Raw genomic sequence first — 12,149 nt, forward strand, 5'->3', positions numbered from 1 at the left:
GCAATGTCGTCGCTTGATCTCCGATTGTTCAATTGCTCTCCCCCATCACGACCAAGCACTCCGACTCAGGCCACTCAATGCTTCGAAACCACCGTCAACGCCGAACCTGCTAGCAGCCCTACTTCGCCAAAGCCTGCTTCATGACCCGCCATACCGCATCGCCCGAATAGTTCGCGGCGATGAACGCTCGAGACATGTTCGACACCTCAAGCCAGTGCTGGTCATCGCTCAGCAGCGAAATCAAATGCCTGGCCATAGCTTGCGGCTCGTTTGCGATTGGCATGAAGCTACTAGCTCCGCCCAACCCTTGCATGCCAGTAGAAGTAGTGACGCAGGGGAGGCCGAACCGCATGCTCTCCAGAACCTTGCCCTTGACGCCACCACCGAACCGCAGCGGTGCCACGGCTACACGGCAACGGCGATAGTATGATTCCAATTCATCGTCTGTGACGTAGCCGGTGACTTCGATCCCATCGCCAGCCAGGGCACGCACGGACTGGTGCGGATTGGAGCCAACCATGGTCAAGGTCGTGCCGGGAAGCGCACTCCTGACATGCGGCAGTACCTCGTTGACAAACCACTGTGCCGCATCGACGTTGGGCGGATGCGCGAAGCCAGCCACGAACAGGATGCCTGCTCGCATTACTGGCCCCGGCACAGCGTCGACAGGAACCGGCTCGTACGCATACAACGGGACTGTAACAACATCAACGCTGCCGCCCTCGCCGACCAGCCACTCGCGAACGTGCCTGGTCTCGTCGTCCGACGGATAGAGCACCACGTCGGACTTGCGCCACATCGTGTACTCCATGTCGCGGAAGCGGGCCATCTCTGTCTCAAGGTTGGCGTCGTAAGCCAACTTGAGCTGCTCACGCATTCTCAAATGATGAATATCGTGTCCGTAATATATGACGCGCGCACTGGAATACGAGCGGACATGATCCACCAGGCCGACCGAGATGTGCGGGCGATTGAGAATCACAGCAGACAGGTAGCGACCGTTGTCACGCATCCAGTCCTCGAACTTACCGAAGTACTCTCCTCCGCACAACGACTCGACGCCGAGCTGCTGCAATGCCGGCGTGTAATCAGGGTCGAAATAAGCGTTCTCCGGCCAAAAATGCACGGCATATCCCTTCTGTACCAGCAGCGACATCAATTGCCACGTCGCACGCGAGCCAGCGTCACGATCCGGCTGCGGCACGTAGTGATCGACCACCAAAACGTGTGGGCGCTCGATAGAGCGGTCACGCGCCAGGAAGGCGTCCTGGGCGTTGGGGAGGTGGCCATGCTCCAAGGTCTCACGCCAACGCTCATAGAACTTGACGCGATTGACAGCCTGATAAGCTTTAACTCCGCTCGACTCGTCTGTGCCGCTGGAAATGCCCTCGTAGTGCACCACCACCGAAGCCGGCTGCAGATAAACCTTCAAGCCATGCGTGCGAACCCGGAACGCCAAGTCGGTGTCTTCGTAGTAGGCCGGCGCATAGTGCTCGTCGAAGCGACCGAGTGTTTCAAACAGATCGCGGCGTAGCATGATCGATGCGCCCGAAATGTAATCAACCTCTTTCAGATAAGAGAACGGCGCCCGTGACGGATTCTCCAGCCGACCAAAATTCCACGCACTGCCGTCGCGCCAAACAATGCCACCAGCTTCCTGCAGGCGGCCGTCAGGATAGATCAGCTTGGAGCCGACCATGCCAGCATCTTCGCGCTGGAATACCGAAAGCAGCGCTTCCAGCCAACCTTTTGTCACTTCGGTGTCATTGTTGAGGAAGTATACGTACTCGCCGCGCGCTCTGCGTGCAAGTTCATTGCAAGAGCGCAGGAAGCCCAGATTTTGCGGATTTTCGTAATAGATCAAGCCGGGAATCCGGCCGAGCCGCGAGATATCGGGATCACCGGACGCATCCTCGGCCACCAGAATCTCGATCGGCACGCTGGGCAAATGGTCATACAACGACTGCAAACATACCAACGTGCACGACAGGTTGCCATAGACCGGAATCAATACGGAAACTAGCGGCCGCTCCTCGTGATCGAAGCGGATACCGCGCAAGGATATATCCAAGTCCTGCTCTACCTTCGCCGCCACCAGCTGCGGCGGCTGCGGCGGCGCATTGGCTTCGCGCGCGGCCATCCAGCGCCGAACCAGCGAGCGCAGAGGCGCCAACGCGGGGTGGCGCACGAACGGTTTGCCGCGCAGCGACGCAACCACAGCACTCCATTCGCCGCGGGCGACTCGACTACAGAAACGAATAGGACGCGTCAACTGCCACGAACGTGATTTCAGCAAAACCTTAAGTTGCTGCTCGAGGTCGCGGATGACAGCACGGTACGCAGACATCTCGCTACCACAACCGTATCCAGCGTCGGAAATAGGCTCGATCGCTTGAACAACGCCGACCTGTTGACGCCGCCCTTCCGAAGAAGACACTGATTCGCGCAGGAATTTCAGATCTCCACGTAATGCATCGACTTTGCCCTGACTGATACTGAGTTCGGCCGCCCGCGCCTGCAATTGCTCATGAATGTCATGCAGTTCGGTCGCCTGCGCCTGCAGTTGCTGCTCGTTTGCAACAAGTGCCCGGCGAAGCTCGGCAACTTCGTACTCCAATGCATCGCTCCGCCGCGCTTTTTCCTCAAGGCTCGCCATCGTCACGCGCCCTTCCTCAACCAACGCATTCATCAATGCAAGTTCTTCCTGATAATCAGTTTGCACCTTACTCAACTGTTGGATCAGCTCTGTCTTCTCGCCATCGAGCCTTAACGCCCAATTAGCCTTTTCGTCGAACTCACGTTGCAACTGCGCATACATTTCCACCAGACGACTACGCTCGGATTCCAGTGACTTTGCCCATCCGGTTCGGGCTTCGAATTCGCCACGTAACCGATCAAGTTGCTCCCGAGCCACGGCCACTTCCAATTCCAGCGACTGCGCCCAGCGTGCGATCGATTCGTGGCGCGCATAAAGATCCGACTCACCATCAACGTAAAACGACGCCGGCATGCACGGAAGCCCATCCTTCGTGGCGGCGCATACAGCCACGAAATACATGATCTTGTCGGCATCGACCGTGCGATTCTCCACCGTGCCGGTGGAAGTGAATGCCCGGTAGTGATCGCGACTGCCCTGCAACGGCAGCATCAGCGACCCGGACGACATGCGCTGACCATAAAAATCCACGGCCGGGAACTGCCGACCCAACAGCGTCGAAAACTCGTCGAAGTCGAGCTCGCGCACATGAAATTCGTTACGGTAGTTGCGCGCGTCGGAGTAGATCGGGCGGTTCGGCGAGGACATCACCAGCACGCCATCGGGCTTGAGCACCCGTCGCAATTCTTCCAGCATGCGTTCCTGCTCGAGCAGATGCTCGACCGTCTCGAACGAGATCACCACATCGAAGGACGCGTCCGCAAAGGGGAGCTCGGTGGCACTGGCTTCGTGGAAGCGAAGATTAGCGCGGCTGCCATAGGTATGCCGTGCGCCACTCACCGCATCGGCGGCGATGTCCACGCCATCCACGGCATCTGCCACATCCGCGAGCAATGCCGAGCCGTAGCCCTCCCCACAGGCGACGTCCAGAACGCGGCGTCCACGTGCCAATTCTTGACACCAGATATAACGATGCCAGTGCTCGTAAGCCAATTCACCAGATTCGGTCGGGAGGAAACGCTCGCCGGTAAATTCCATTACTTAGCCTCAATCTTCGCGTCGATCGCCATCATCGGCAAACCCACCAGCCCGAAGCGCATTGTTTCATCCAGCGCACGGAATTCCAGCGCGTCGTAGATCCAGTGATGCTGTACGTGGTCGTGCTGGTCGCCGGATGCAACGGCAGCGTCGATCATGTATGAACCGGAGGGGAGGATCGGCATTCGGAACTTGAACGAAGCGGACAGACGGTCCCCGGCCTTGCCGCTTAATTCCATGCCACGGCAGGCGAAATAGGTATTGTCACCAAAAAGCCGCTGCCCCAGTCTATCCTTGATGTAGAACCCAGCGATCAAGTCACCCAAGGCTTGTTGCAGTTCAACCTCGATATACAGCGTGACCACCTCGCCGCCCTGCAACATCACCAGGCGGTCGCCATTGCCGTCGCGCAACGCCACGTCCACGATGCGCGCGCCTTGCGCGCCGAATTCGGCACCAGTCCGATCGGGATCGAACTCGAACACCGCCATGCGGTTGGTGCAGCCTTCCGCACGCAGTGCATCCAGGCGAAAATCCGGCAGGTCGGCCGGTTCCTTGCGCCCACTGCCCGACGACACCACCAGTTTTTCTCCAGCGATTTCGCGCCGGCCGGCCACGTGCTGTTCGGTCATGTAGGCTTCGACAACCTCTTGAGAGGTACCGACCATGCGCATCCGCCCATGATCCAACCAGACCGCGTGCTCGCAAAGATTGGTCACAGCAGCGGCATCGTGGCTAACGAACAGCAGCGTGCCGCTTTTCTGGAACTCGCGCAGAAAACGCATGCACTTTTGCGAAAAGAACGCATCGCCCACCGCAAGCGCCTCGTCAATAATCAATATGTCGGCATCGACGTGCACGATGACAGCGAATGCAAGCCGTACCGCCATACCGCTGGAATAGCTGCGCACCGGCTGATCGATGAATTCGCCGATGTCAGCGAAGGCAAGGATGCTGGACATACGCGCCTCGACTTGATCGCGGCGCAGGCCGAGAATCGCGGCGTTCAGATAGACATTCTCGCGCCCAGTGAACTCAGGGTTGAAGCCGCTACCCAATTCCAGCAGCGCCGCCACCTTCCCATTCACCGTAACCTGCCCCTCAGTGGGGGTCAGCGTACCGGCTATGATCTGCAGCAACGTTGACTTACCCGACCCGTTTCGCCCGACGATACCGACTGTCTGCCCCTTGCGAACCTGGAAATCGACGCCACGGACAGCCCAATAGTCTCGATAGAACGATTTGCGCTTTCCGAACAGCCCCTGCCAGAGACGATGCGAGGGCCGCTCGTACATGTGATACGCCTTGCCGACCCCGACGACGGAGACGGCAATTTGCTGCGGATGCAAGGAATCGTCAGAGGACATCGGCGAACCCTCCACGCATTTTTCCAAACAACGCATGCGCCACGAAGGCGAACACGCTTGACACCACTAGATATACCCCCAGCCCTACCCAATCCGGCAGATGCCCCCAGATCACCACCTCGCGCACTTGGTCGATGATGAAGGTCAACGGGTTGAGTTCGAACACCCATCGGTAGGTCGCAGGCACAGAATTGAGCGGGATGATGGCCGAAGAAAGAAACAGCATCGCAGTCGCGAGTACGCCGGTGACTTGCCCGATGTCGCGCAGGTACACGCCAAGGGCGGATACGAGCCAGCACACGCCAACGGTCATCACAACCAGTGGCACCAGCACAACCGGCAGCAGAAAAGCAGTCGGTGACACACCGGTTCCATAGACGGCCTGCAGCACCAACAGCACAATCATGTTCATTGCCAAATGAAACAGGCCGGAGAAAGCCATGCTCCAAACCAATACATCCAGCGGAAACACCACGCGTTTGACATAAGCGGTGTTTCCGACAATCAGTTGCGGCGAACGAGTGAAACATTCCGCGAAGAAACCGTGCACCGTCAGACCCGCGAACAGAATCAACGCGAACTCCGAAGTCGACCCTGTGGTGCCCGGCCAACGGCTCTTCATGATGAAGCCAAAGGCAAGGGTATAGATCAACAGCATCAGGAACGGGCTGATCAACGACCACAGCAATCCGAAGGTCGCGCCACGATACTTGCCTAGTACCTCGCGCCGGGTGAGCTCGAAGGCGAGCGAGCGATGTTTGCCGAAAACCGAAAGAATCTTCATTCGGAGCGCCCTTGCGCCAACGCCCGCTCCAAATCCCCCCGCAAATCCCCCACATCCTCCACCCCCACGCTCAACCGCACCAGCGCATCGCTGATGCCGAGCTGCTCGCGGCGTGCGACCGGCACCGAAGCATGGGTCATCACCGCAGGATGGTTGACCAGGCTCTCCACGCCGCCCAGCGATTCGGCCAGGGTGAACAGCTTGGTGCGCTCGCAGAAGCGCTTGGCCGCGTCGAAGCCGCCCTTGAGCACGATCGAGACGATGCCGCCGTAGCCGCTCATCTGCCGGCCGGCCAGGGCGTGCTGCGGGTGCGAGGGCAGGCCCGGGTAGATCACCTTCTCCACCGCCGGGTGCGTCTCCAGCCACTGCGCCAGCGCCAGGGCGTTGTCGCAGTGCGCGCGCATGCGCAGCGGCAGGGTCTTCAGCCCGCGCAGGGCCAGGAAGCTGTCGAACGGGCCCTGCACGCCGCCCACCGAGTTCTGCAGGAAGGCCAGTTGCTCGGCCAGTTCGGCGTTGTCGCCGACCACGGCCATGCCGCCGACCATGTCCGAGTGGCCGTTGAGGTACTTGGTCGCCGAATGCACCACGATGTCCGCACCCAGCGCCAGTGGCCGCTGCAGCAGCGGCGAGGCGAAGGTGTTGTCGACCACCACCAGCAGGCCGTGCTTGCGCGCGATCGCGGCGATCGCCGCGATATCGACGATCTTCAGCATCGGATTGGTCGGGGTCTCGATCCACACCATCTTGGTGGTCGGGCGGATCGCCGCCTCGAACGCGGCCGGGTCGGTCAGGTCGACGAAACCGAACTCCAGCGCGGCAGTGCGCTTGCGCACCCGCTCGAATAGCCGGTAGCTGCCGCCGTACAGGTCGTCCATCGCGATCACGTGGCTGCCGCTGTCCAGCAGCTCGATCACCGTGGCGGTGGCGGCCATGCCGGAGGCGAAGGCGAAGCCGCGGCTGCCGCCTTCCAGGGCCGCCACGCAGCGCTCGTAGGCGAAGCGGGTCGGGTTGTGGGTGCGCGAGTACTCGAAGCCCTGGTGCTCGCCGGGACTGGACTGGGCGTAGGTGGAGGTCGCGTAGATCGGCGGCATCACCGCGCCGGTGGTCGGGTCCGGGTGCTGTCCGCCATGGATGGCCAGGGTCGCCAGCGCCAGCGCGGGGCCGTCGCCATGGATATTCGACGTGTTGTCCGTCATGTGGGGTTACCGGAAAAGGGGCGTGATTCTAGCAGTGCGGTCTGAACGGCCCCATGCAGCACGGGGCCGTGCCGGCCGCAGGGATTACTGCACCCGGCGGCGCAGATAGTTGAGCAGGTCGATCCGGGTGATCAGGCCGAGGAAGGCGCCCTCGTTCATCACGATAGCGACCTGGCCACGGTCGAACACCGGCAGCAGGGCCTCGATCGGCGATTTGACGTCCAGCCGGTCGAGCTTGCTGACCATGGCCGTGGCCACGGGGTCGCGGAACCGCGCCTCATCGCCGTATACATGCAACAAGACGTCGCTTTCGTCGACGATGCCGACCAGTTGGTCGCCTTCCATCACCGGAAGCTGCGACACGTCGTACAGCTTCATGCGCTGATAGGCAGTGGTCAGCAGATCCTTGGGACCGACCACCACGGTGTCGCGCTGGCTGTACGGGCGCAGGATCAGGTCGCGCAGGTCGCCGTGCTGCGGGCGCTCCAGGAAGCCGTTGTCCAGCATCCAGTAGTCGTTGTACATCTTCGACAGGTACTTGTTGCCGGTGTCGCAGACGAACACCAGTACGCACTTGGGCTCGGTCTGTGCGCGACAGTACTTCAGCGCCGCCGCCAGCAAGGTGCCGGTGGAGGAGCCGCCAAGGATGCCCTCCTTGGCCAGCAGTTCCCGCGCGGTGTGGAAGCTCTCGGCGTCGCTGATCGAATAGGCCTTCTTGACCCGGGTGAAATCGGAGATCGCCGGCAGGAAATCCTCGCCGATGCCTTCCACCAGCCAGCTGCCGGACTTCTCGCTGACCGTGCCCTGCTCGATGTACTCGGTCAGGATCGAGCCGACCGGGTCGGCCAGGACCAGTTCGGTGTGCGGCGAGGCGGCGGCGAAGGCGCGCGACAGGCCGGTCATGGTGCCGGAGCTGCCGCAGCCGAACACGATCGCGTCCAGCCGGCCGTCCATCTGCCGCAGGATCTCCGGGCCGGTGCCGAACTCGTGCGCGGCCGGGTTGTCGGGGTTGCCGAACTGGTTGATGAAGTAGGCGCCCGGGGTCTCGGCAGCGATGCGCGCGGCCAGGTCCTGGTAGTACTCGGGGTGGCCCTTGGCCACGTCCGAGCGGGTCAGCACCACCTCGGCGCCCATCGCCTTGAGGTTGAAGATCTTCTCCCGGCTCATCTTGTCCGGCACCACCAGGATCAGCTTGTAGCCCTTCTGCTGGGCGACCAGGGCCAGGCCGATGCCGGTGTTGCCGGCGGTGCCCTCGACCAGCACCGCGCCGGGCTTGAGATCGCCGCGGCGCTCGGCCGCCTCGATCATCGACAGGCCGATGCGGTCCTTGATCGAGCCGCCGGGATTGGCGCTCTCCAGCTTCAGGTACAGCTCGCACACCCCGGTGTCGAGCTTGCTGGCCTTGACGATGGGGGTGTCGCCGATCAGATCGAGTACGGAGGAGTGAATGGCCATCGGGTCCGAATGCGTCGCGCCGCGGCAGCGGCTGGACCGGGCATTATCCGCGCTCGGGGAGGGAAAGTCAGAGAATGCGCGCGGCAGAGACGAAAAAAGCCGCGGTCGCGGCTTTCGGAGAGGATGACGCGGACGGTGGCAAGCCGACGAGGAGGCCAGCCACCGCCCGCGACAAGAGGGAATAGTACGGTCAGTGCGGCTTCTGCTCGTAAAGGCGCAGCAGCTTTTCCTTGGCGGCGAGCTTTTCGCGCTTCATCTGCGCCAGGGTGACATCGTCGATCGGCAGCACGCCGAGCTCGGCGTCCATGCACTTCTTGTCCAAGGTCTTGTGGCGCTGGTAGAGCTGCTTGAACTCCGGATCGGACTTGATCAACGCGTCGATTTCGGTCTGCGGTTGCCCTTCGAACATAGGAATAGCCTCCTTCAGCTAGAAACAAGAACGCCCCGGCCGCTGCGGCACGGGGCGTTGCCTGGGAGCGGAAGCGCGCGAGCCGCCGGCTGCACCGCCACAACGCCTGGAACCGCGGTTCCTGCGACGTCGGATTGCGGTGCGCGCCACTGCGTCATCGGCTCGAACTCCTCCGTTGGCACCAGGCGGCGGGAGTGCCGCCTGGAGTACCGACCCTACGCCTCCCCACCGCCGCGGACAAGAGAAGCAGGCCCGCTTTGCCGCATTCAGTTGCTCGGCGCTCAGGCCCAGGGAAAAACCCCGTTAAACGCCCGGGCGCAGGACACGACGCACTTAGGGCGCGATCACAACTTCGGCCGAACGGGCCTTGGTCGAGGCCCCCTTCTTGCCGACCGCCTGCACCCGGTTGGCGGCGACGCCACCGCCGACCAGGGCCGCGCGCAGGGCATCGGCGCGCTTCTGCGCCACCCCGGCGTCGGTGTCGTAGGCCTCGATCCGCACCTTGCCCTTGCTGATCTGCAGGTATTGCGACAGGGCCTTGGCCTGGTTGCTGGCATCGCCCAACAGCGCCGCCTTGCCGGCGCCGAAGGCCGCACCGGAGAAGGTGAAGACCTCGCCACGGGTCTCGAAGCGCGAGGCCGGCAGCTTGGTGCCGGCGACCAGCTCGGCCTCCTCGCGCGCCAGCTTGGCCGACTTCTGCTGCGCGGCGCTGAGCTTGGCGGTCTGCTGACCGGCGACGCTGGCCAGCGCCGCATCCGCATCTGCCCGTGCGGCCTGCTCGGCCTCGGCCGCCTGACGCAGACTCTCGGCCTCCTCGGCCTGGATCTGCGCCTGCACGCGCAGCCGCTCGGCCTCCTGCCGGGCCCGCGCGGCCTCGCGGCGGCTGGCCTCGATCAGCAGGTCGCTGCGGGTCTTCTCCAACTGGTCGACCTGACGACGGGCGATCTCGGCACGGGCCATGGTTTCGGCGATCTCGACCCGGCGCTCGGCCAGGTAGCGCGCTTCGTCGCGCTCCTTGCGCTTGGCGTTGGCGAAGTTGGCCACTGCCTGCTGCGCCTGCAGGCGTTCGTAGGCGGCGACATCGGCGTTGAGCGGATCGGCCTGCAGCGCCACCAGGCGCTGGTTGAGCACGGCCAGTTCCGGGTCGTCCGCGGCCATCGCGCCCAGCGGCGCCAGCAGCAACGCCAGCAGGGCCAGGCGGCGCATTCCGTGCAGGGCGCGGCTCATGGACGACCCTCCCCGGTGCCCAGCGTCTGTTGCAACTGAGCCACCTCGGCCTGGCGTTGCTTCAGTTGCGCATTGGCCACCGCCTCCTCGCTGCGCGCGCGCGCAAGGTCGGCATCGGCGGCCACACGCAGGGCCAGTTGCGGCGCGGTCTTGCGCTGGCGGCGGTCGAGCGCGGCCTGTTGCGCCTGTTCCAGGCCCTGTCGGGCGCTGGCCAGCAGGTCCGGCGCGTACTGGTCGGCATCGGCCTGGACCGCACGCTGCACCGCCTGCTGCGCGGACAGCAGCTCCGGCGAAGCCACCTGGGCGAACGCGGCCGGCGCGGCGAACAACGCCAATGCGCAGGCCATCACATACTGCTGACAACGGAAGTGTGCGAAGCTAGTTTTCATCTAGGGGGGCCGTGGACGGAGACGTCGGTCACGGCCATTGTCGGAAGCCTGTGGCGCGCTTGCAACGGGCGATTGCGGATCGTTGGGGAACCATTGCGCATGGATATCGGCTATTTCCTGAAGCTGATGACCGAAAAGAACGCCTCGGACATGTTCCTGACCACGGGAGCACCGGTCTATATCAAGATCGAAGGCAAGCTGTACCCGCTCGGCGCCACCGGCCTGCCGCCGGGCATGGTCAAGAAGATCGCCTACTCGTTGATGGACGAGGGCCAGGTGCCGCAGTTCGAGCGGGAGCTGGAATTGAACATGGCCATCGCCCTGCAGGACGCCGGGCGCTTCCGCGTCAACGTGTTCAAGCAGCGCGGCGAGGTCGGCATGGTGATCCGCGCGATCCGCAGCAAGATCCCCAGCATCGAGGAGCTGCACCTGCCGCAGGTGCTCAAGGATGTGATCATGACCCCGCGCGGGCTGGTCCTGGTGGTCGGCTCCACCGGCTCGGGCAAGTCCACCTCGCTGGCGTCGATGATCGACTACCGCAACAGCACCACCACCGGGCACATCCTCACCATCGAGGACCCGATCGAGTACCTGCACAAGCACAAGATGTCCATCGTCAACCAGCGCGAGGTCGGCCTGGACACCCACGCCTTCCACAACGCACTGAAGAACGCGATGCGCGAGGCGCCGGACGTGATCCTGATCGGCGAGATCCTGGACGCGGAAACCATGGAGGCGGCCATCGCCTTCGCCGAGACCGGACATCTGTGCCTGGCCACCCTGCACTCCAACAACGCCGACCAGACCATCGAGCGCATCCTCAACTTCTTCCCCGAGAGCGCGCACAAGAACGTGCTGATGAACCTGTCGCTGAACCTGCGCGCGGTGATCTCGCAGCGCCTGGTCAAGGACAGCAGCGGCCGCCGCCGGCCGGCCTCGGAAGTGCTGCTCAACACGCCGATGATCCGCGACCTGCTGCGCCGCGGCCAGGTCCACGAGATCAAGCAGGCGATGGAGGAGTCGCTGGAGGAAGGCATGGAGACCTTCGACCAGTGCCTGTTCCGCATGGTCAAGCAGGGCCAGATCGAGCAGGAGGAAGCGCTGCGCGCGGCCGACTCGCGCGACGGCCTGGCCCTCAAGTTCCGCCTGTCCGAAGGCGGCAGCGGCGAGCACGATCCCTACGCCGACTACGACAGCGGCCCCAGCGCCGCGCCGCGGATCACCCACGGCTTCGTCTGAGGCGTCGCCGTGTTGTCGTAGGCGCGGTTTCAGCCGCGACCGGGCGTTCGCAGCCGCCTGGTCGAACTGGCCCCGCAGCGACGGCGGCAACGACCGACCGTAGGCCCAGCGGCGGTCGCCGCGGGTCGCCCTTGCGCGGGCAAACGCCACTTCCACGCAACTGCGCGTCGGGACCGAAGTCCCTCCCACAGTGCGCCCAGCGAGTGCGCCGCAAGCGCGTGTGGAAGCGACTTCCGTTGCGACGCGTGAAGGCCGAAGTGTCCGGAAAACTGCAGTCGGGACTGAAGGGCACCTCTAAAAACCCCGCCTTTGGCATCATTGGTCTGGAGAACACGCCGAGGACGCCACGATGATCAGCCTGTTTGCCGGCCACGAACGCGAAGCCAAGT

Annotated in this window: 9 protein-coding genes; 1 reads left to right on the forward strand and 8 read right to left on the reverse strand. The window is 63.2% G+C overall.

Going from position 1 to position 12,149, the window contains the following annotated elements:
- Positions 1 to 118: 118 nt before the first annotated feature.
- From SLW55_RS03885 to SLW55_RS03920, 8 genes are all read right to left on the reverse strand, one after another.
- On the reverse strand, positions 119 to 3,694 hold the full coding sequence (locus SLW55_RS03885; protein WP_267100374.1) for a glycosyltransferase: 3,576 nt from the start codon (positions 3,692 to 3,694) through the stop codon (positions 119 to 121).
- Positions 3,694 to 5,061 carry an ABC transporter ATP-binding protein gene (locus SLW55_RS03890; RefSeq protein ID WP_267100375.1) on the reverse strand — a complete coding sequence of 456 codons (1,368 nt, stop codon included), beginning with the start codon at positions 5,059 to 5,061 and terminating at the stop codon, positions 3,694 to 3,696. Before SLW55_RS03890 ends, SLW55_RS03885 begins: the two co-directional genes overlap by 1 nt.
- Positions 5,051 to 5,845, reverse strand: a complete 795-nt coding sequence (locus tag SLW55_RS03895) for an ABC transporter permease (RefSeq protein ID WP_267100376.1) — start codon at positions 5,843 to 5,845, stop codon at positions 5,051 to 5,053. The genes SLW55_RS03890 and SLW55_RS03895 overlap by 11 nt, the downstream gene beginning before the upstream one ends.
- A complete protein-coding gene (locus tag SLW55_RS03900; protein WP_320744618.1) occupies positions 5,842 to 7,041 on the reverse strand; it encodes a cystathionine gamma-synthase in 1,200 nt (399 codons plus the stop codon). The genes SLW55_RS03895 and SLW55_RS03900 overlap by 4 nt, the downstream gene beginning before the upstream one ends.
- Before the next feature lie 84 nt (positions 7,042 to 7,125).
- Positions 7,126 to 8,496: a pyridoxal-phosphate dependent enzyme gene (locus tag SLW55_RS03905; RefSeq protein WP_320744620.1), complete on the reverse strand. Its 1,371-nt coding sequence runs from the start codon at positions 8,494 to 8,496 to the stop codon at positions 7,126 to 7,128.
- Positions 8,497 to 8,686: 190 nt separating this feature from the next.
- Positions 8,687 to 8,905 (reverse strand): YdcH family protein, encoded by a 219-nt coding sequence (locus tag SLW55_RS03910; RefSeq protein WP_010340228.1) that lies wholly within the window; start codon positions 8,903 to 8,905, stop codon positions 8,687 to 8,689.
- A gap of 333 nt (positions 8,906 to 9,238) precedes the next feature.
- Positions 9,239 to 10,111 (reverse strand): hypothetical protein, encoded by an 873-nt coding sequence (locus SLW55_RS03915; RefSeq protein WP_295965464.1) that lies wholly within the window; start codon positions 10,109 to 10,111, stop codon positions 9,239 to 9,241.
- 17 nt (positions 10,112 to 10,128) lie between these two features.
- Entirely contained in the window at positions 10,129 to 10,521 is a 393-nt protein-coding gene (locus tag SLW55_RS03920; RefSeq protein WP_026144112.1) for a DUF4398 domain-containing protein, read from the reverse strand.
- A gap of 99 nt (positions 10,522 to 10,620) precedes the next feature.
- On the opposite strand from SLW55_RS03920, the gene SLW55_RS03925 reads away from it, so the two are divergent.
- Positions 10,621 to 11,760, forward strand: a complete 1,140-nt coding sequence (locus SLW55_RS03925) for a PilT/PilU family type 4a pilus ATPase (RefSeq protein ID WP_017907532.1) — start codon at positions 10,621 to 10,623, stop codon at positions 11,758 to 11,760.
- The last annotated feature ends 389 nt before the right edge of the window (positions 11,761 to 12,149 follow it).

It is taken from the genome of Xanthomonas sp. LF06-19, from assembly GCF_034105425.1.
Lineage (GTDB): Bacteria > Pseudomonadota > Gammaproteobacteria > Xanthomonadales > Xanthomonadaceae > Xanthomonas_A > Xanthomonas_A sontii.

Bases quoted from the DNA above. Each gene is read 5' to 3' on its own strand.
- SLW55_RS03885 (WP_267100374.1), bottom strand. From the start codon at position 3,694: ATGGAATTTACCGGCGAGCGTTTCCTCCCGACCGAATCTGGTGAATTG.
- SLW55_RS03890 (WP_267100375.1), bottom strand. From the start codon at position 5,061: ATGTCCTCTGACGATTCCTTGCATCCGCAGCAAATTGCCGTCTCCGTC.
- SLW55_RS03895 (WP_267100376.1), bottom strand. From the start codon at position 5,845: ATGAAGATTCTTTCGGTTTTCGGCAAACATCGCTCGCTCGCCTTCGAG.
- SLW55_RS03900 (WP_320744618.1), bottom strand. From the start codon at position 7,041: ATGACGGACAACACGTCGAATATCCATGGCGACGGCCCCGCGCTGGCG.
- SLW55_RS03905 (WP_320744620.1), bottom strand. From the start codon at position 8,496: ATGGCCATTCACTCCTCCGTACTCGATCTGATCGGCGACACCCCCATC.
- SLW55_RS03910 (WP_010340228.1), bottom strand. From the start codon at position 8,905: ATGTTCGAAGGGCAACCGCAGACCGAAATCGACGCGTTGATCAAGTCC.
- SLW55_RS03915 (WP_295965464.1), bottom strand. From the start codon at position 10,111: ATGCGCCGCCTGGCCCTGCTGGCGTTGCTGCTGGCGCCGCTGGGCGCG.
- SLW55_RS03920 (WP_026144112.1), bottom strand. From the start codon at position 10,521: ATGAAAACTAGCTTCGCACACTTCCGTTGTCAGCAGTATGTGATGGCC.
- SLW55_RS03925 (WP_017907532.1), top strand. From the start codon at position 10,621: ATGGATATCGGCTATTTCCTGAAGCTGATGACCGAAAAGAACGCCTCG.